This window comes from Candidatus Nanopelagicales bacterium, from assembly GCA_041393815.1.
Taxonomy (GTDB): Bacteria; Actinomycetota; Actinomycetes; order S36-B12; family JAWKJK01; genus JAWKJK01.
Genome location: JAWKJK010000002.1, coordinates 89,024 through 107,664 on the forward strand (window position 1 = coordinate 89,024; position 18,641 = coordinate 107,664).

General features: G+C 74.4%; 17 protein-coding genes and 1 tRNA gene. 13 read left to right on the forward strand and 5 right to left on the reverse strand.

Translation table 11 applies throughout. The annotated features are described in order from the left end of the window. Positions 1-25: 25 nt before the first annotated feature. The 3 genes from rsfS (at position 26) to R2737_05890 (ending at position 1,247) form a co-directional block, all read left to right on the forward strand. A complete protein-coding gene (rsfS, locus tag R2737_05880; GenBank protein ID MEZ5115781.1) occupies positions 26-439 on the forward strand; it encodes a ribosome silencing factor in 414 nt (137 codons plus the stop codon). Continuing rightward, on the forward strand, positions 436-1,083 hold the full coding sequence (locus tag R2737_05885; protein ID MEZ5115782.1) for a histidine phosphatase family protein: 648 nt from the start codon (positions 436-438) through the stop codon (positions 1,081-1,083). Before rsfS ends, R2737_05885 begins: the two co-directional genes overlap by 4 nt. Positions 1,084-1,174: 91 nt before the next feature. Then, positions 1,175-1,247: transfer RNA gene (locus tag R2737_05890), tRNA-Ala, on the forward strand. A gap of 43 nt (positions 1,248-1,290) precedes the next feature. Here the strand turns inward: R2737_05890 and R2737_05895 are convergent. Beyond that, positions 1,291-2,628 carry an APC family permease gene (locus R2737_05895; GenBank protein ID MEZ5115783.1) on the reverse strand — a complete coding sequence of 446 codons (1,338 nt, stop codon included), beginning with the start codon at positions 2,626-2,628 and terminating at the stop codon, positions 1,291-1,293. Between the two features lie 116 nt (positions 2,629-2,744). Here R2737_05895 and R2737_05900 point away from each other — a divergent pair, with 116 nt between their 5' ends. The 6 genes from R2737_05900 (at position 2,745) to R2737_05925 (ending at position 8,769) form a co-directional block, all read left to right on the forward strand. After that, the gene (locus tag R2737_05900; GenBank protein ID MEZ5115784.1) at positions 2,745-3,476 is read left to right on the forward strand and encodes an SGNH/GDSL hydrolase family protein; all 732 of its coding nucleotides are present in this window, start codon (positions 2,745-2,747) and stop codon (positions 3,474-3,476) included. After that, positions 3,473-4,114, forward strand: a complete 642-nt coding sequence (locus R2737_05905) for a lysoplasmalogenase family protein (protein ID MEZ5115785.1) — start codon at positions 3,473-3,475, stop codon at positions 4,112-4,114. Before R2737_05900 ends, R2737_05905 begins: the two co-directional genes overlap by 4 nt. Positions 4,115-4,280: 166 nt before the next feature. Then, positions 4,281-6,761, forward strand: coding sequence for a leucine--tRNA ligase (leuS, locus tag R2737_05910; GenBank protein MEZ5115786.1), 2,481 nt, complete (start codon positions 4,281-4,283; stop codon positions 6,759-6,761). Between the two features lie 53 nt (positions 6,762-6,814). Continuing rightward, entirely contained in the window at positions 6,815-7,315 is a 501-nt protein-coding gene (locus R2737_05915; GenBank protein ID MEZ5115787.1) for a DUF4232 domain-containing protein, read from the forward strand. Next, positions 7,312-8,172, forward strand: coding sequence for a DegV family protein (locus R2737_05920; GenBank protein MEZ5115788.1), 861 nt, complete (start codon positions 7,312-7,314; stop codon positions 8,170-8,172). The genes R2737_05915 and R2737_05920 overlap by 4 nt, the downstream gene beginning before the upstream one ends. A gap of 27 nt (positions 8,173-8,199) precedes the next feature. After that, positions 8,200-8,769 carry a glycerol-3-phosphate acyltransferase gene (locus R2737_05925; GenBank protein MEZ5115789.1) on the forward strand — a complete coding sequence of 190 codons (570 nt, stop codon included), beginning with the start codon at positions 8,200-8,202 and terminating at the stop codon, positions 8,767-8,769. Positions 8,770-8,776: 7 nt separating this feature from the next. Here the strand turns inward: R2737_05925 and R2737_05930 are convergent, their stop codons facing one another. Next, positions 8,777-10,027 (reverse strand): hypothetical protein, encoded by a 1,251-nt coding sequence (locus R2737_05930; protein ID MEZ5115790.1) that lies wholly within the window; start codon positions 10,025-10,027, stop codon positions 8,777-8,779. A gap of 175 nt (positions 10,028-10,202) precedes the next feature. Between R2737_05930 and R2737_05935 the strand changes: the two genes are divergently transcribed. From R2737_05935 to R2737_05945, 3 genes are all read left to right on the forward strand, one after another. Continuing rightward, positions 10,203-11,195 (forward strand): ComEA family DNA-binding protein, encoded by a 993-nt coding sequence (locus tag R2737_05935; GenBank protein MEZ5115791.1) that lies wholly within the window; start codon positions 10,203-10,205, stop codon positions 11,193-11,195. 119 nt (positions 11,196-11,314) lie between these two features. Beyond that, a complete protein-coding gene (locus R2737_05940) occupies positions 11,315-13,813 on the forward strand; it encodes a ComEC/Rec2 family competence protein (GenBank protein ID MEZ5115792.1) in 2,499 nt (832 codons plus the stop codon). A gap of 99 nt (positions 13,814-13,912) precedes the next feature. After that, the gene (locus tag R2737_05945; protein MEZ5115793.1) at positions 13,913-14,926 is read left to right on the forward strand and encodes a hypothetical protein; all 1,014 of its coding nucleotides are present in this window, start codon (positions 13,913-13,915) and stop codon (positions 14,924-14,926) included. Positions 14,927-15,014: 88 nt separating this feature from the next. Here the strand turns inward: R2737_05945 and rpsT are convergent, their stop codons facing one another. After that, the gene (rpsT, locus tag R2737_05950; GenBank protein MEZ5115794.1) at positions 15,015-15,287 is read right to left on the reverse strand and encodes a 30S ribosomal protein S20; all 273 of its coding nucleotides are present in this window, start codon (positions 15,285-15,287) and stop codon (positions 15,015-15,017) included. 209 nt (positions 15,288-15,496) lie between these two features. Between rpsT and lepA the strand changes: the two genes are divergently transcribed. After that, positions 15,497-17,335, forward strand: coding sequence for a translation elongation factor 4 (gene lepA / locus R2737_05955; GenBank protein MEZ5115795.1), 1,839 nt, complete (start codon positions 15,497-15,499; stop codon positions 17,333-17,335). 49 nt (positions 17,336-17,384) lie between these two features. Here lepA and R2737_05960 read toward each other — a convergent pair whose 3' ends face one another. Continuing rightward, positions 17,385-17,885, reverse strand: coding sequence for a hypothetical protein (locus R2737_05960; protein ID MEZ5115796.1), 501 nt, complete (start codon positions 17,883-17,885; stop codon positions 17,385-17,387). A gap of 42 nt (positions 17,886-17,927) precedes the next feature. Beyond that, entirely contained in the window at positions 17,928-18,515 is a 588-nt protein-coding gene (locus tag R2737_05965; protein MEZ5115797.1) for a hypothetical protein, read from the reverse strand. Positions 18,516-18,641: the final 126 nt, after the last annotated feature.

Genomic DNA, 18,641 nt, shown 5'->3' on the forward strand with positions numbered 1-18,641 from the left:
GAGCCCCCGTCCGTCGAGGAGATGCGTGACCGCGACCCCGCGTGCCGTCGAGTTGGCCGTCGCCGCCGCCGAGGCCGCCGCCGAGAAGCTGGCCGAGGACATCGTCGCCATCGACGTCAGCGACCAGCTCGTCATCACCGACGTGTTCGTCCTGTGCTCGGCGCCGAACGACCGCCAGGTGGGAGCCATCGTCGACGAGGTCGAGGAGCGGCTGCGCCACCTGGGCGCCAAGCCGGTGCGCCGGGAGGGTGAGGGCCACAACCGCTGGGTGCTGCTCGACTTCGTGGAGATCGTCGTGCACGTGCAGCTCAGCGAGGAGCGGGTGCACTATGCGCTGGAGCGGCTGTGGAAGGACTGCCCGTTCCTGGAGCTGCCCGAGCACGTGCGTGCCCCCCGCAGCCGGCACGACGAGGACGCCCGGCGCGGGTCGGGCGGGTGAGCGGCCGCCGGTTGGTGGTGTGGCGGCACGGGCGCACCGCCTGGAACCTGCAGCGCCGCTTCCAGGGCCAGATCGACGTCCCGCTCGACGAGGTCGGCCTGCTGCAGGCCGAGCGCGCCGCGCAGCTGCTCGCGGCGCTGGACCCCGACGTGCTGGTCTCCAGCGACCTGCAGCGCGCCGCGGCGACCGCGCAGGCGCTGGCGACGCGGGTCGCCCTGCCGCTGCGGGTGGACCCGGGGCTGCGGGAGACGTACGCGGGGGAGTGGCAGGGGCTGACCCGGGAGGAGCTGGAGGCCCGGTACGGCACCGACCTGGCCGCTTGGGGCGCTGGCTCGGACCTGCGTCCCGGTGGCGGTGAGACGCGGTCCGAGGTCGCCGAACGGATGGTCGACGCCGTGCGACGGGCGCTCGCGGACGTGCCCGACGGCGGGACGCTCGTGGTCGCGACGCACGGCGGTGCGGCTCGGGCGGCGATCGGGAGCCTGCTGGGGCTGCCGATGGAGCACTGGGCGGCGCTCGGCGTCCTCACCAACGCGGCCTGGTCCGTACTGCTGGAGAACCGGTCCGCCTCCGGGCCGCGATGGCGGCTGCAGGAGTACAACGCCGGCTCGCTGCCGGAGCCTGCCCTGGCTGACGACCGGTGATCCGGTTCACGGGCGGAGGGCCCTCGCCGGTTTCGTCCTGACGGCTTCCCCTGGGTATGCTCTGTCGTCGCTCGTCCTCCGCGGACGGCACGGGGCTGTGGCGCAGCTGGTAGCGCACTTGCATGGCATGCAAGGGGTCAGGGGTTCGAGTCCCCTCAGCTCCACCCGATCGAGGTTCACCCGGCGCAGCGATCGCGCCGCCTCATCTCATCCCGCCGTGGGCGTCCGCGCGGTGTCCTCACGGCGGTAGTAGCGCTCCAGCAGCGCCTCCGCGACGAAGCTCAGTACGAGCACACCCAGCAGGGTCGCCCAGGTGGCGACGTTGCCCGCCTTGGCGGTGTCGGTGAAGAGCATCGCGAAGAGCGCCAGGTTGAGCACGACGGCGGTGACCAGCGGCCACGCGTGCGCCTTCGTCTGGCTCCGTACGCGCAGGTGGGCCACGCTCACGGCCGCGTACACCAGCAGGAAGGCCATGCTGCCCATCTGGCCGACCGCCTCGAGCGGGAAGAAGATCACGAACAGGATCACCAGGCCCGCCGTCACGAACAGCGACATCTGCGAGCCGTGCCAGGTGTCCCGGGTGAACTCGCGGGGGAGTTCCTTGTCCTTGGCCACCTGGTAGGACAGGTTCGCCGAGCCGAACATGGTGGCGTTGACCGCCGACGCGGTGGCCAGCAGCGCAGAGACTCCGATCGCCACGAAGCCCACCTGACCGAGGACCTCCTGGCCGGCGATGGCGAGCGCGTGGCCGGACGAGGCCAGGATGTCGCTGTAGTTCAGCACCGTGACCACCGTGGTGCTGACCAGCAGGTACACCAGGGCGACCAGCCCCAGCGAGATGAACATCGCCCGGGGGACGTCGCGCCGGGGTCTCTCCATCGACCCCGCCACGGTCGTGACGACGCCGAAGCCCTGGTACGTGATGTACAGCAGGCCCGCCGCGGCGACGACGCCGAAGGCGCCCTCGCCGCCACCGGCGCCCAGTCGGCTCGGGTCGGCGTGGAACAGCCCGATGACCACGAAGGCCAGCAGGATCACCAGCTCGATGCCCACGATGAACGTCTCCGCCCGGCCGACCAGGCGGGAGCCGAGGACGTTGAGCCCGACGAAGAGCACCACGACCGCGGTGCCGGTGACCTTGGGGGTCCAGCTCGGCCACCCCTCGGGGAGGAACGTGCCCAGGTACTCCGCGAAGCTGGCCGCGTACAGCGAGATCGCGATGATGTAGGCCACGTACTGGAACACGTTCAGGCCGCCGGACAGCAGCCCCGGACCGAAGCCGCGGTTGAGGAACTCGGCCGGCCCGCCGCGGCTGGGGAACGTCGTGGCCAGCTTCGCGTAGGAGTAGACCGAGAAGATCGTCACGAACCCGGCGACGAGGAACGACAGCGGCAGCAGGGGCCCGGAGGACTTCGCGGCCAGCCCCAGCAGGGTGTAGATCCCCGCGCCCATCATCCCGCCGATGCCGATGGCGACCGCTCCTGCGAGCCCGATGCTGCCGCCGCCGGAGCCGGTTCCGGCGGCCTTCGCCGCCTCCTGGGTCATCGGGGCATCCTCCCGGCTGGCGCGGCGCTGCCGGGGCGCCGCTCGCGTCCCGGCCATCGTGACAGCGCCCGCGACGCGGATGCACGCCGAGTGGGCGCGACCGGCAGGATGGCGGTGTGTCCGGTCGCCACCTGCTCGTGCTCGGTGACTCGCTCACGTTCCACGGTCCGGAGCGGCCGGAGGTGCCCACGGACCCGCGGCTGTACCCCAATGTCGCCGCGGCGGCCCTGGGCGAGGACGTCGCGGTGGACCTGCTGGCCCGGGCCGGCTGGACGGCGCGTGACGCATGGTGGGCGCTGACCCGCGACCCGGTGGCGTGGGGCGTCTACCTGCCGCGCGCCAGCGCCGTGGTGCTGTCCGTGGGTCACATGGACGCGTTGCCCGCGGCCATCCCCGGCTGGGCCCGGGACTCCATCGCCTACCTGCGGCCCGGCTCGGTCCGACGGCGGGCCCGGGTCGCGTACGGACGCTGGGGGCCGCCCGTCATCCGGGCGACCCGCGGCCGGATGCGCCAGCTGCCACAGCGGGCCACCGACCACTACCTGGCGCGGCTGGTCGCCGGGGTGCGCCACTGGCGACCGGACGCCCCGGTGGTCCTGCTCGGACCCTCGCCGCACGACGCCGCGCTCTACCCGTCCCAGCGGCACCACGAGGCCGCGGTGGCTGCGGCCCGGCTCTGGGCTGCCACCCACGACGTGGCGTTCCTCGACATCGACCCGCTGGTACGGCCCTCCCTCGTCGACGGCACCGCCAACCCCGACGGGATGCACTGGTCCTGGACCGCGCACCGCCGGGTAGGAGAGGCGCTGGGCGCCAGCCTGGCTGCCGAGTTGGGCGGCACCACGTGACGACCGCCGCCTGGGTGCTGATGGCGCTGGCCGGCGTCGCCGCACTGGTCGACTGGTGGTCGGTCGGCACCGACCGAAGACCGGTGGAGTTCGTCGCGAAGCCGGCCGTCATGGTCCTGCTGGTCGGTGCCGCGCTGACCCTCGACGCGGGCTCGGAGTGGGTCCGCTGGTGGTTCGTCGGGGGGCTTCTGCTCGGGCTGGTCGGCGACGTGTTCTTGATGCTGCGCCGCTTCGTTCCGGGCGCGGCCGCGTTCCTGGTCGGTCATCTCGCGTACATCGCCGGCCTGGTCGTGATCGAGCACCCGTGGCCCGCCGTGCTGCTGGGCCTGGTGATCGTGGGCGCCGACCTGTGGGGACCCGGCCGCTGCATCGTGCGCGGCGCCGCGGAGCGGTCCCGGGTGCTCGGCGTCCTCGTGGCCGCGTACATGCTCGCGATCGGGGCCATGGTGGTGCTCGCGGTCGGGTCCTGGTCGACTCTCGCCGGGCTCGGTGCGCTGCTGTTCCTGGCCTCCGACACCCTGCTGGCCTGGGGCCGGTTCGTCGGCTCCGCACCGGGCGGGCGGGTGCTCGTGCACGCCACCTACCACGTCGCGCAGGCCCTGCTGGTCCTCGCCCTGCCGGGCCTGGTCGCGGCCTGACCGCGCTCGGGTACCCTTCTCCCCGTGCGTACCGGGCTGCTCCTTACCGGGCCGCGTCGAGGCTAGAGCGGCGTCACCACGACGCCCCCGACGCGGCCGACCCCTCCTGCGGAGGGGTTTTTTCGTGCCCGGACCCGACCGTGACAGACGAAGGACGCGACGACAGATGAGCGAGACGACCGCCCGCGGCGAGCGCGAGGTCTACGACGTCGAGGCCACCCAGGCCCGCTGGCTGCCGGTGTGGGACGAACTGCAGCCGTTCCGCTCCGGTCGCCCGGACGACGAGCGGCCGAAGAAGTACATCCTCGACATGTTCCCCTACCCCTCCGGCGACCTGCACATGGGCCACGCGGAGGCGTACGCGCTCGGGGACGTCATCGCGCGGTACTGGGTCCAGCGCGGGTTCAACGTCATGCACCCGATCGGCTGGGACGCGTTCGGGCTGCCGGCGGAGAACGCCGCCATCAAGCGCGGGGTCGACCCGGCCGGCTGGACGTACGACAACATCGCCCAGCAGAAGGCGTCGATGCGGCGCTATGCCTGCTCGTTCGACTGGGACCGGGTCCTCAACACCTGCGACCCGGAGTACTACCGCTGGAACCAGTGGTTCTTCCTGCGGATGTTCGAGCGCGGGCTGGCCTACCGCAAGGCCAGCAACGTGAACTGGTGCCCCAACGACCAGACCGTGCTGGCCAACGAGCAGGTCGTCGCGGGGCGCTGCGAGCGCTGCGACGCGCTGGTGACCAAGAAGAAGCTGACCCAGTGGTACTTCCGGATCACGGACTACGCCGACCGGCTGCTGGACGACATGGCCCAGCTGGAGGGGGCCTGGCCGGAGAAGGTGCTGCTGATGCAGCGCAACTGGATCGGCCGGTCGACGGGTGCCGAGGTCCAGTTCCGGATCGAGGGCCGGGACGAGCCGGTGACCGTCTACACGACCCGCCCGGACACGCTGTACGGGGCCACGTTCTTCGTGGTCGCGGCGGACTCCGACCTGGCTGCCGAGCTGGCGCACGGGACCCCGGCGCAGGTCGAGTTCGAGGCGTACGTCGAGAAGGTCAAGCAGGAGTCCGAGATCGACCGGCTCGACGCGGGCCGCGAGAAGACCGGGGTGTTCCTGCACCGGTACGCCGTCAACCCGGTCAACGGCGAGCGGATCCCGGTGTGGGCCAGCGACTACGTGCTGGCCGACTACGGGACCGGCGCGATCATGGCGGTCCCCGCGCACGACCAGCGCGATCTGGACTTCGCCCGCACCTTCGGGCTACCGGTGCGCGTCGTCGTCGAGGCGGGGGAGGACCCCGCGGAGACGGGTGTCGCGACCGCGGACGACGGTCCGCACGTCAACTCCGGTCCGCTGGACGGGCTGGACAAGGACGAGGCGATCGCCGCCATCACCGCGTCGCTGGAGGCCGAGGGCACCGGCCGCGCGGCGGTCAACTACCGGCTGCGCGACTGGCTGATCTCGCGCCAGCGCTACTGGGGAACCCCGATCCCGATCGTGCACTGCCCGGTCGACGGCGAGGTCCCGGTGCCCGACGACCAGCTGCCGGTGACGCTGCCGCCGGCCGAGGGACTGGACCTCAAGCCCCGCGGCACCTCGCCGCTGGGCGGCGCGACCGAGTGGGCCTCGGTGCCCTGCCCGGTGTGCGGCGGCCCGGCCACCCGCGACCCGGACACGATGGACACGTTCGTCGACTCGTCCTGGTACTACCTGCGCTACCTGGACCCGGCCAAGGAGGACGGCCCCTTCGACCCGGAGCAGGCCCGCGAGTGGATGCCGGTCGCCCAGTACGTCGGCGGCGTGACGCACGCGATCCTGCACCTGCTGTACAGCCGGTTCTTCACCAAGGTGCTGCACGACATGGGGATGGTCGACTTCACCGAGCCGTTCACCCGCCTGCTCAACCAGGGCATGGTCGGCATGAACGGCGCCACGATGAGCAAGTCGCGCGGCAACATGGTCCGGCTGTCCGACGAGCTGGCGCAGCACGGGGTCGATGCCATCCGCCTGTCCATGGTCTTCGCCGGGCCGCCCGAGGACGACATCGACTGGGCCGACGTGTCGCCGGCCGGCTCGCGCAAGTTCCTGGCGCGCGCCTGGCGGCTGTCCGGCGAGGTCGCGTGCCCGCCGGAGACGGACCCGGCGGCGGGCGACGTGGAACTGCGCAAGGCCACGCACCGCGCCGTGCACGACGCGGCCGCCGCGGTCGAGTCGTTCCGTTTCAACGTGGCCGTGGCCAAGGTGATGGAGCTGGTCAACGCCGTCCGACGAACCATTGACACGGGGGCCGGTGCCGCCGATCCGGCGGTACGGGAGGCCGTGGAGGCGGTCGCGGTCATGCTGTCGCTGGTGGCGCCGTACACCGCCGAGGACATGTGGGCGCGGCTGGGTCACCAGCCGTCGGTCGCCCTGGCCGGCTGGCCGGCTGTCGACCCGGCCCTGCTGGAGCAGGAGACGGTCACCTGCGTGGTCCAGGTCGCGGGCAAGGTCCGGGACCGGCTGGAGGTGCCGCCGTCCATCGGCGAGGACGAGTTGCGGGAGCTGGCGCTGGCGTCCGACGCGGTGGTCCGGGCGCTGGACGGCCGCGGCGTGCGGCTGACCGTGGTCCGGCCCCCCAAGCTGGTCAACGTCGTCCCGGAGTAGCTGCCGCGGACGGATACTGGCGCTCTCACTCCGTCCCGCCGTTGGAGGTCGTCATGCGTCGCTTCACCGTGTCCCTGGTCGCGCTCGCGGTAGCGGTCGCGCCGCTGGCGCTGCTCCCGTCCGCCGCGTCGGCCGCGACGCCGGCGACCTGCCGGACGTCCCAGCTGTCCCTGTCGAAGGTGTCGTCCGATGGCGCCGCCGGGACCATCTACAACGTCTGGGCCTTCACCAACGTGTCGTCGCGGACCTGTCGGATGCGCGGCTACCCCGACCTGCAGCGCTACGGTCAGGGCGGTCGCCCGTTCGTGACCACGGAGCGGAAGGTGCTGTCCCCGAACCCGACGACGGTCGTCCTGGCACCCGGTGGCAAGGCCTCGTTCGTGTGGTCGTACAGCGACGTCCCCCAGGGCAATGCCGAGGAGTGCACCACCAGCAAGGTCGTCGGCGTGCGGCCGCCCGGAAGGTCGGCGGGTCTCTACATCCCGTTCGACGTCCCCAACTGCAGCACCTCGATCCAGGTCAGTGCGGTCGCCGCCGGGGTCATCACCCCGTGACCGACCGCCCCGCTGTGGCCGGTCGGGTCGCCGTCGTCACGGACTCCACGGCGTACCTGCCGGCCGGCCGCGCGGTCGAGATCGGGATCCGCGTCGTCCCGGTCCAGGTGGTCATCGCCGGCCGGGCGTACGACGAGGGGTCGGAGGTGACCCCCGACCAGGTCGCGCTCGCGCTGCGGGAGTGGCAGCCGGTCAGCACGTCGCGCCCGGCGCCGGAGACGTTCCTGGCGGCCTACCGCGAGCTGGCCGAGGCCGGCGCGACCGGGATCGTGTCCGCGCACCTGTCGGCGGACATGTCGGGCACCTTCGAGTCGGCGCTGCTCGCGGCCCGGGGCGCCCCCGTGCCGGTGCGGGTGGTCGACTCCCGCTCGATCGCGATGGGGCTCGGGTACGCGGTCCTGACCGGCGCGGAGCTGGCGGGGCGTGGCGAGGGGGTCGACGCGGTGGCCGCGGCGATCGAGAAGCGCAGCACGTCGTCGTCGGTGTTCTTCTACGTCGACACGCTGGAGTACCTGCGCCGCGGGGGACGGATCGGAGCGGCTCAGAAGCTGCTCGGCCAGGCGCTGAAGGTCAAGCCGTTGCTGGAGCTGGTCGACGGGCGGGTCGCCCCTCTGGAGAAGGTGCGGACGGCGTCGAAGGCGCTGGCGCGGCTGGAGGAGATCGCCGTGGAGCGGGCCGGTCCGGGCGACGTGGACGTGGCCGTGCAGCACCTGCAGTCCCCCGACCGGGCGGCCGAACTGGCGCTGCGGCTCGGCGAGCGGCTGCCGCGCGCGGACGTGGTCGTCGGCCAGGTCGGCGCCGTGGTCGGCGCCCACGTCGGACCGGGCATGGTCGCGGTCGTGGTCTCGCCCCGCTGACCGGGCGGCACCGTGCAGTGGTGGTGGGTGGTCGTCGGAGCGCTGGGCGGCTACGCGCTGGGCGCCGTCAACCCGGCGTCTCTGGTCGCGCGGGCCCGCGGGGTGGACCTGCGCGCCGCCGGGTCCGGCAACCCCGGGGCCACCAACGCCGGCCGGGTGCTCGGTCCCGGGTTCGGCGTCCTGGTCGGCGTGCTGGACGTGCTCAAGGGGTTCGTCCCCGCGTTCGTCCTGAGCAGGTACGGCGGCGCCGGGGCCGGTGAGATCGCCGGCCTGGCAGCCGTCGTCGGCCACATCACGTCGCCGTACCTGCGCGGACGCGGGGGCAAGGGAGTGGCCACCGCCCTGGGGGCGATCCTCGGGGTGCAGCCGCTGTGGGCGATCCCGGTGCTGGCCGTCTTCGGAGTGGTGGTGCTGCTGACGCACCGGGTCGGGCTCGGCGCCGTGGCGGGGTCGCTCACGCTGGTGCCGGTGGCGCTGCTGACCGGTGGATCAGGATGGGATGTCGGCTTCGCTGCGGCCCTGACCGTCCTGATCGTGGCGCGCCACCGCGACAACCTGCGGGCGGCGTTCCGCTCGGGGGACGGCGGCTCGGCGTAGCAGGGGGTCAGCCGCGGGGCGGGAGGTCGCGGGCCCAGCGGACCGGGTAGGCCGCGCCCGCGCCGGCCCGGTCGCGCAGGGCCGCGTGGAGCAGCAGGACCTCCGCGGACTGCCAGGGCCACAGCGTCAGGGCACCGCCCCGCACCGTCTCGGGTCGCGACATCGGCCCCCACGCCCGTGACGTCGTCGGCGCACCCCGATAGCTGGGGTGCCAGCCGTCGTCCAGCCAGCCACCCCAACCCAGCCCGAGGATCCCGAACGGGTGCTCCTCCTCCGCGAGCGGAGCAGCGAGGACCCGCGCGGCCCACTCCGGCGGCGGCTCGTCGCCGGACAGCCACGCGCGCGACCCCCCGGCGCGGGCCACCCACTCCCACTCGGCCTCGCTCGGCAGTCGGAAGCCCTCCGGCGTGGCCGCGGCGGCGGCACGGCTGGTGGCCCGTACGACGTGGTGCGGGTTCGCGGCGTCGCCCTCGAGGCCGAAGCTGCCGGCCTGCTGCTGCAGCACCGGTGTCTGCGCGCACAGGAACGGGGCGATCGCGACCTGGCGCACCGGGCGCGCGGTCGCGGTGGCGGCCTTGAGGTGCTCCGCCGCCTCGGGGCCGTACGGCGTGGCCCGCCGGCCGGCGTCCCTGCGCTCCGCGGGTGTCAGGCCCATGGTCAGGTCTCCAGCGGGCACGGCGACGAGCACCAGCCGCCCCCGGGTCGACCCGAGGCGGGGGAGGGAGTACGGGCCCACCGGCTCCCTCGCTGTCCAGCCGCGGCCCAGCGCCGACGCGAGCGCCCGGGTGACGGAGTCCTTGTCCCGGGTCCGTCGCCACCGGTCCAGGCCGGCCAGCTGCGGCCAGTCCGCGGAGTGGTCGCGCGCGTCAGGGTCGATCGGGCGGGCGACCGGCGGGGGCTCGTGCTGGCGGAGGAACAGGACCGCGTACACGTCCTTCTCCCACGACGGCCGGGCGTACGACGGCGTCCCCGGGGGTACCGGTTCCCGGGGGACCCAGTCCGCGCTGGGCGGCAGCCCGAGGGCCACGGCGACCCGGTCCTGGGCCTCGGGCGAGAGCGGGTCGAACGCGTGCTCCGGGTGGGTCAGGGTGTCCCTCAGGTCGGACGCGAGGGCCTCGGCATCTCCTCGGGTGGGATCCAGCCGACGCCCCTCGAGGACCTGCCATTCCGCGAACGTGGCCATGGCGGCGCGCAGTTCGTCGGCACCCGCCGCGCTCAGGCCGCGGACGTAGTGGGGGTACTCGTCGGCTCGGCTCACCCGTGGCTCCTGTCGGTGGGGGAGCCGAGCATGGCACGGGTCTGCCCGCTGCGGAGGTCGTGTACGCCCTCGGGTTCCGGGGCCCTGTCCCCAGGTCCGGCCGAGGCGCGAGGGTCGTCCCCAACCGCGCTCTGACGGCTTCCCGGGGGTCGTCGTGCTCCCTAGCGTCCGCGGCATGCGCCCGGACGTCCCCGTCGAGGAGTGGACCGCGGGGGTCCGCGACCGCCTCGCGGACCTGGCCCGGTCCTGGCGTCCGCCGCCGGCGCCGACGAGGGGCCGCCCTGAGGCGCCCCCGCGTGAGACGAACCGGGGCGAGGAGGTCCGGGACGACGAGGTCCGGGACGACGAGGTCCGGGACGAGGAGTTCTGGGGCGAGGCGTTTCGGGACGCTGGGGATGAGGGCGGCCCGGCTGCGGCGTCCTCGCGGTGGGTGCCGGACCGGCGCGGGCTGCGGGCGGTCGGTGTGGTCGTCGCCACGCTGCTGCTGATCGCTGCCTGGTGGTGGTGGACCGGCCGACCCCGAGCGGTGACACCGGTCGAGGCCCTGCCGGCCGTCGTCTCCGACCAGGCGGTCGCTGCACCGTCCTCGGCGGCGCTCGCCGGGACGTCCGCGGATGCGATCGCCGCAACGGTCTCCACCGTCCCGGACGGGGCGACGGCCGGCGCGGCCACCGGCGGGCAGCCGGTGCCGGAGGTGGTGGTCCACGTCCTGGGCACCGTCGTCCACCCCGGGGTCTACCGGCTGCCGGCGGGGTCCCGGGTCGTGGACGCGGTCGACGCCGCGGGAGGGCTGCGCCCCGGGGCGCGGTCCGGCACCGTCAACCTGGCCCGGGTGCTGGTCGACGGGGAGCAGGTCCGGCTCGGTCCCGGCGCTGCGACGCCGGCGCCCTCGGCCGGACCGGGGGTCCCGGGGCAGGGGGCCGCGGGTGCTGCGTCCGCAGGCCCGGGCGCGCCGGGGGCGGTGCCGGGAGGGCAGGTCGTGCTGGACCTCAACGCGGCGACGGCAGAGCAGTTGGAGGAGCTGCCGAGGATCGGGCCGGTCCTGGCGCAGCGGATCATCGACTGGCGGCTGGCCCACGGACCGTTCCGCGACGTCGTCGAGCTGCAGGAGGTACCGGGCATCGGGGCGGCGACGTTCGCCGGGCTGGCCCCGCTGGTGCGGGTGTGACCGACGCCGCCGGACCTCGCCCGGCCGACGTCGATCAGCCGGCCGATCGGAGGCCCCCGGATCGGGGACACCAGGACCGGCGGCCTCAGGATGGGCGGCTGGTCCTGCTGGCGGCCGGGGTGTGGGTCGGCGCGTTCACGACCCGGCTGCTCCTGGACCGGGTCGGTGCCGGGGTCGCGACGCCGCTGGCGCTCCTGGGCGTCCTCGGGATGGCCGCCGTCGTCCTGGTCCCGATGGCCGTGGCCGTCCGTCGGCGGACCCGGCAGCACCACTCCGGGCGGCACCACTCCGGGCGGCACCCCTCCGGGCAGCACCCCTCCGGGCGGCACCCCTCCGGGCGGCACCGGTCCGGGGAGCACCGGTCCGGGCGACCGCGAGTGACGGTTCCGCTGGCGACGGCGGTGGTGCTGGCGGGTCTGGGTACCGCGGCCGGGGCCGCCAGCGCGGCCCTCCAGGTGGCCTCGGTCGGCCGCGAACCGCTGACGGCGTGGGCCCGCGAGCGGGCGATGGCGACGCTCGTCGTCCGGGTCAGCGGTGACCCGCGCCGGATCGGCGGCGCTGCCAGCGGACCGCGCCGGCTACCGGACTCGGTGCGGGTGCGCGCCGTCGCCCGGCAGGTCCAGGCGCGCGGGGAACGCATCCTCGTCGACCAACCGGTGCTGGTGAGCGCGCCGGTCTCGGGCCCGGCGGCCGGGTGGGCCGACGTCCGCGACGGGGAGACGGTGGTGGTGCGGGGCCGGCTCGCCCCGGTCCCCGTGCTGTCGGACGCCGCGGCGGTGGTCGCGGCCCGAGCGCCGCCGCAGCGCCTGTCCGACGCGGATCCGGTCCCCGCGGTGGCGACATCGCTGCGTCGGGGTCTGGCGGCCGCCACCGAGGGCCTGGACCCGGATCCGGCGGCGCTTGTCGCCGGCCTGGCCGTCGGCGACGAGTCGCGGCAGCCCGCCGACCTCGCCGACGCCATGCGGGCCTCCGGCCTGTCGCACTTGACTGCGGTCAGCGGCGGCAACGTCGCCATCGTGTTGGCCGCGGTGCTGGTGCTGGCCCGCCTCGGGGGGCTGCGGACCCGTGCTCGGCTGGTCCTGGCCGCGTCGGCCCTCGCCGGCTTCGTGGTCCTGGTGCGCCCGCAGCCGAGTGTGCTGCGCGCGGCCGCCATGGGCAGCGTGGCGCTGCTGGCGACGGTCCTGGGAGGCAGGCGCTCCGGCGTGCCCGCGCTCGCCGGTGCGGTGGCCGTCCTCGTCCTGGTCGCGCCGCCGCTGGCCACCTCCTACGGCTTCGCGCTGTCCGTCGCCGCCACCGGCGGATTGGTGGTCGCGGCACCGCGGGTGGTGAGACGGATGCGGCGCTGGCGGCCCACCGCGCGCTGGCCGCCGGCCCTGGCGCAGGCGGTGGCACTCGCCGTCGCGGCGCAGTGCGCGACCGCCCCGCTCATCGCGGCCCTCGGCGGCGGCGTGCCGCTGGTCACCGTGCCGGCCAACGTGCTCGCGGCCCCGGCGGTCGCGCCGGTCACGGTGCTGGGGCTGGCGGCCGCGGTCCTGTCCGCGGTCTCCCCGCCGGCCGCGGCCGCCTGCGCCGTGCTCGCCGCCCCGTTCGCCGGCTGGATCGCCACGGTCGCCCACCGGGCGGCGGCCGTCCCCGGGGGCAGCCTCCCCTGGCCGGACGGGGCCGTGGGTGGGCTGTCGTTGGCTGCACTCGCCGTGGTGGCCCTGGGTCTGGCGGCGCTGGCACGCAGACGGAGGGCGCGGCGCCCGCCAGCAGCAGCGCCCGCGTACGTCCCCACCGGGGTGCTGGTGGCCGCCGGCGTGGCTCTCGTCGTCGTCGTGCTGCTGCTGCGACCACCGAGCCGGGCCGGCTGGCCGCCGGACGGCTGGGTGATCGTGGCGTGCGACGTCGGCCAGGGCGACGCCTCCGTGGTCCGTACCGGCGACGGTTCCGGCCTGCTGGTCGACGCCGGGCCGGAACCCGCCGCGGTGGACCGTTGCCTGCGCGACCTCGGGGTGACCCGGCTGGACGCGGTGCTCACGCACTTCCACGCCGACCACGTGGACGGGCTACCCGGCGCGCTGGCCGGCCGCGATGTGGGGGAGGTCGTGGTGTCGCCGCTGGCGGAGCCGGCCGACTCCGCGGCCCTGGTCGACGGCTGGGCTCGGGCGGCCGGGGCGGGGGTGACGGCGGTGGGCGCGGGCCGCTCCGGCCGGATGGGTGATGCACGCTGGGTCACGCTGTGGCCGCGCCGGACGATCCGGGGGGAGGGCTCCGACGCCAACAACGCCAGCGTCGTCCTGCTGCTGGACGTGGCCGGGCTGCGCATCCTGCTCACGGGGGACGTGGAGCCCGCGGCCCAGCGGGCGCTGCGCGCCGGGCTGCCCGACCTCGGCGTCGACGTGGTGAAGGTGCCGCACCACGGCTCGGCGCACCAGGACCCGGCCTTCGCCGGATGGGCCGGCGCCCGGGTGGCCCTGGTGTCGGTGGGGAAGGGCAACGACTACGGGCACCCCGCGGCCGAGACCCTCGACACGTACGCCCGCTCCGGCGCGGTGGTAGTGCGTACCGACACCGACGGTGACATCGCGGTCGTCCGCTCGCCGGACGGTGCGCTCGGGATCGTCACCCGTGGCTGAGTGCCCGCATCGTCCCTCGCCGGGCGCGCCGTGCCCCGGCACCGGCGCGCAGGCCGGGGCGGCGGGAGGGCGTCGGCGCCCCGTGGCATGCTGACCGCCGTGGCGGCTCCCGCGCGTCCGGCGGACGCGACCCTGCTGGTCGGCCCCGAGCCGGTCCTGGTCGACCGCGCGCTGGCCGATCTGGTCGCCGCGGTGCGCCGGATCGAGCCCACCGCCGAGGTGCGCCGCCTGGACGCGTCCGCGGACGACGCGGCCGGCGCCCTGGCGGAGGCGCTGGGGCCGACGCTGTTCGGCGACGCGGCCGTGGTGGTGGTGCGCGGCGTGGAGGCGGCCGACCAGGCCACCGTCGACGTGCTGCTGCGCGCGCTGTCCGAGCCGGAGCCGGGCACCTGGGTGGTCGTGATCCACCCGGGCGGCGCCAAGGGCAAGAAGGTGCTGGAGGCCGCCCGTGCCACCGGTGCCGCCGAGGTGGCCTGCCCGGAGGTCCGCAAGGGCCGTGACGCCCTGGACTTCCTGGCCAAGGAGGTGGCCCGTCATCGGCGGGCCGCGACCCGCGAGGCGCTGGCGGCGCTGTACGACGCGGTCGGCCACGACGTCCGGCTGCTGTCCGCCGCGGTGGACCAGCTGTGCGTCGACGTCGAGACCGACCCCATCGGGGTGGAGGAGGTGGCCCGGTACTTCGGCGGCGTGGCGGAGGTCAGCGGGTTCCAGATCTCCGACGCGGTGTGGGAGCGGCGGCCGGTGGACGCGCTGCGCTACCTGCGCTGGGCCGCCGAGGCCGGCGACCGGGGTCGGATCGGTCCGGCGACCGTGGGCGCGGTCGCGTCCGGGCTGCGCGGGCTGGTCCGCTACGCGGGCGCACCGCGGGGCGTGCCCGAGGCCACCGTCGCCAAGGAGGTGGGCGTCCCGCCCTGGAAGCTGCGGGTCCTGCGCGGTCAGCTGCAGCGGTGGCGCCCGGAGCAGCTGGCTCGCGGGGTTGTCCGGCTGGCCGAGGCCGACGCGGCGGTCAAGGGCGGCCTGCGCGAGGGGGAGAACCTCGACACCGCTCAGAAGCTGCTGGCCCTCGAGCGCCTCGTCGTCGAGGTGGCGGCGCGACCCGACGACCCCGAGTAGCCCGCCGCCGACATCCCCGTCGGCGGACACGCAACGAGCCGCCCTCCCCGGCGGGGAGGACGGCTCGACGGATGCGTAGGCGACCGCGTCAGGCGGTCTTCTGCAGCTCCGCGGCGCGGGTGAAGATGGCCGACTTGCGGTTGGCGGCCTGGTTCTTGTGGATGATGCCCGCGCTGGCGGCCTTGTCCAGGGCGCGGCCGGCCTCGCGGGCCAGCTCCTGCGCCTTCGCCGTGTCACCGGCGTCGGCGGCCTCGCGGAACCGGCGGACGGCGGTCTTCAGCGACGACTTCACGGACTTGTTGCGCAGCCGCGCCTTCTCGTTGGTGCGGTTGCGCTTGATCTGCGACTTGATGTTCGCCACGGGCCAGCCTTCGTCGGTTCCTGCACAGGGATGGTGGTTCTCGGGCGCACGACACCTCGCGCACCGCGCGACCGCCTAGGATACCGGCGCCGTCGCGGACGCCCAAATCGCCCGTCGAGGCCCACCTGTTCGCGGTCGTGGCCAGCCCGCCGGTCGTGGGACGATGGTGCGTCCGTTCCCTCCCGACCGCTCCACCCCGAGGACCCTGCGTGCCCGCACCGCGCCCCGGCAGCACCGACCCGGCGCTGATCCGCAACTTCTGCATCATCGCGCACATCGACCACGGCAAGTCGACGCTGGCCGACCGCATGCTGCAGCTCACCGGCGTCGTCGACGACCGGTCCATGCGGGCGCAGTACCTGGACCGGATGGACATCGAGCGCGAGCGCGGCATCACCATCAAGTCGCAGGCCGTCCGGCTGCCGTACGAGGCGTCCGACGGGGCCACGTACGTCCTCAACCTCATCGACACCCCGGGGCACGTCGACTTCACGTACGAGGTGTCCCGCAGCCTCGCGGCGTGCGAGGGAGCGGTCCTGCTCGTCGACGCCGCGCAGGGGATCGAGGCGCAGACCCTGGCGAACCTCTACCTCGCGCTCGAGAACGACCTGCAGATCATCCCGGTCCTGAACAAGATCGACCTGCCCGCGGCGCAGCCGGACAAGTACGCCGCCGAACTCGCGCACATCATCGGCTGCGACCCCGCCGACGTCCTTCGGGTGTCGGCCAAGACCGGCGACGGCGTGCGCGACCTGCTGGACGAGGTGGTCCGGCTGGTTCCCGCGCCGACCGGGAGGGCCGACGCCCCGGCCCGGGCCCTGATCTTCGACTCGGTGTACGACTCCTACCGCGGCGTCGTGACCTACGTCCGCGTGGTCGACGGCCGGCTGTCGCACCGCGAGCGGATCGAGATGATGTCGACCGGCGCGGAGCACGAGCTGCTCGAGGTCGGCGTCATCTCCCCGGAGCCGGTGCCCTCCGACGCCATCGGGGTCGGCGAGGTGGGCTACCTCATCACCGGCGTGAAGGACGTCAGGCAGAGCCGGGTCGGCGACACCGTCACCACCCGGCAGCACCGGGCCACCGACCCGCTGGGCGGCTACCGCGACCCCAAGCCGATGGTGTTCTCGGGCCTGTACCCGCTCGACGGCTCGGACTACCCGGAGCTGCGTGACGCCCTGGACAAGCTCAAGCTCAACGACGCGGCCCTGGTCTACGAGCCCGAGACGTCCGCGGCCCTCGGCTTCGGCTTCCGCTGCGGCTTCCTCGGCCTGCTGCACCTGGAGATCGTGCGGGAGCGGCTGGAGCGGGAGTTCGGACTGGACCTCATCTCCACGGCGCCGAACGTCGTCTACCGCGTGATCATGGAGGACGGCCGCGAGCTGGTGGTGACCAACCCCAGCGAGTTCCCGTCCGGCAAGGTCGCCGAGGTGCACGAGCCCGTGGTGCGCGCCACGATCCTGACGCCCAGCGACTTCGTCGGCACCGTGATGGAGTTGTGCCAGGCCCGCCGGGGGAACCTGCTCGGGATGGACTACCTGTCCGAGGACCGGGTCGAGCTGCGCTACACCCTGCCGCTCGCGGAGATCGTGTTCGACTTCTTCGACCAGCTCAAGTCCCGGACCCGCGGCTACGCGTCCCTGGACTACGAGCCCACCGGCGAGCAGACCGCGGACCTGGTGAAGGTCGACATCCTGCTGCATGGGGACCCCGTCGACGCGTTCAGCGCGATCGTGCACAAGGACAAGGCGTACGCGTACGGCGTCGACATGGCCGGCCGGCTGCGCAAGCTCATCCCGCGGCAGCAGTTCGAGGTGCCGATCCAGGCCGCGATCGGGTCGCGGGTGATCGCCCGGGAGACCATCCGCGCGATCCGCAAGGACGTGCTCGCCAAGTGCTACGGCGGGGACATCACCCGCAAGCGCAAACTGCTGGAGAAGCAGAAGGAGGGCAAGAAGCGGATGAAGATGGTGGGCCGGGTGGAGGTGCCCCAGGAGGCCTTCATCGCCGCGCTGTCCACGGGCGGCGAGGAGCCCCGCAAGGCGTAGCCCGCCGCGCCGCTGCCGGTCTCAGCGACAGGGCCGGTGCCTCGGCCGGTCAGCCGGCCGTGGGGGTCACCGTCATCACGACCGTGGTCTTGTCGGACTCCACGTTCGAGATCAGCGCGACCGCCTCGGTGCCCTTCTTCAGCGCGTACAGGCCGCCGGTGCCGCCCTGGCCGGAGCCCTCCATCTGGGTCTCGACGGTCCAGCCGTTGGTCTCCATCAGGCCCACGTAGCCCTTGACGGCGGCGGACTGGTCGCCGGCCGCCTCCCAGACGGCGGTGAAGCTGGTCCTGCCGTCCGACGTGCCCTTGCCGGAGGTCTGCAGGGTGAAGCCGGGCATCTCGGGGACATCCTCGGGCCAGCCGTCGGGGAGGCTGGATCCCTGGCCGATCTCGATGGACCCCTCGTCGTTGCTGATCTTGACGCTGCTGGGGTTGACCTCGACGTCGCCCCCGACCACCTGCTCCGCGACGGTCTTCCCGCCGCAGCCGGTGAGCGCCAGCCCCGCCGCGGCGAGCGTTGCCGCGGCCAGACCGATCCGTCGTACGTCCATGGGTTCCTCCGCTGTCTGGTCTGCGCTGTCTGGTCTGCGCTGCTAGGGCTGCTGCTGGACGGTGACCACGATGCCGGTCTCGTCCCGGCCCTGGTCGCTCACGGTCACGGTCACCTGGGTCGCGCCGTCGGTCAGCACCCAGAAGGACCCGCTTCCGGCGTCGCCGGAACCCTCGTAGCTGGTCTGCACCTCGAACCCGCCGGCGACGAGGGTGTCCACGTACGCCGCCCCCTCGTCGGCCCGGTCGCCGGGGGCGGTCCACACCGCGGTGAAGACGACGCTGCCGCCGGTCTCGGTGCGGGCGGAGGTCTGCAGGGTGAAGCCGGGAACCGGAGGCACCTCTGGGGGCCACCCGTCGGGGAGCGCGGTGCCGTCTCCGACGGTGGTGCCGCCGCCGTCGGTGCTGTTGTCGGTGCCGGTCCCGCTGTCGGTGCCGGCGTCCGTCCCGGCGTCGGTGCCGGCGTCGGTGTCGGTGCCGCCGGAGGCAGCGCTGGAGGCGGCGTCGGTCGACTGGCCGGCGATCGTGCCGCCGACGGCCTGGCCCTGCACCGTGCGCCCCCCGCAGCCGGCAAGGGCGAGGACCGCCACCACCACGCCCGCGAGGGCCACACCCCGCCGCCGACGCTCCATTCGCCCCTCCTGCGCCTCTCGGCCCGGCCGGTGCACGCCGACCGGCGCCCGCGGGCACCCGCACCCTGGACCCGGCCGGACCCTCATGCCACCGTACGCATCCACGGTCTCGTCCGGGCCCCCCGT

Coding starts and splice junctions, on each gene's coding strand:
- R2737_05895 (MEZ5115783.1), bottom strand. CDS start 2,628: ATGACCCAGGAGGCGGCGAAGGCCGCCGGAACCGGCTCCGGCGGCGGC.
- leuS (MEZ5115786.1), top strand. CDS start 4,281: ATGAGCGAGACGACCGCCCGCGGCGAGCGCGAGGTCTACGACGTCGAG.
- R2737_05915 (MEZ5115787.1), top strand. CDS start 6,815: ATGCGTCGCTTCACCGTGTCCCTGGTCGCGCTCGCGGTAGCGGTCGCG.
- R2737_05935 (MEZ5115791.1), top strand. CDS start 10,203: ATGCGCCCGGACGTCCCCGTCGAGGAGTGGACCGCGGGGGTCCGCGAC.
- R2737_05960 (MEZ5115796.1), bottom strand. CDS start 17,885: ATGGACGTACGACGGATCGGTCTGGCCGCGGCAACGCTCGCCGCGGCG.
- R2737_05965 (MEZ5115797.1), bottom strand. CDS start 18,515: ATGGAGCGTCGGCGGCGGGGTGTGGCCCTCGCGGGCGTGGTGGTGGCG.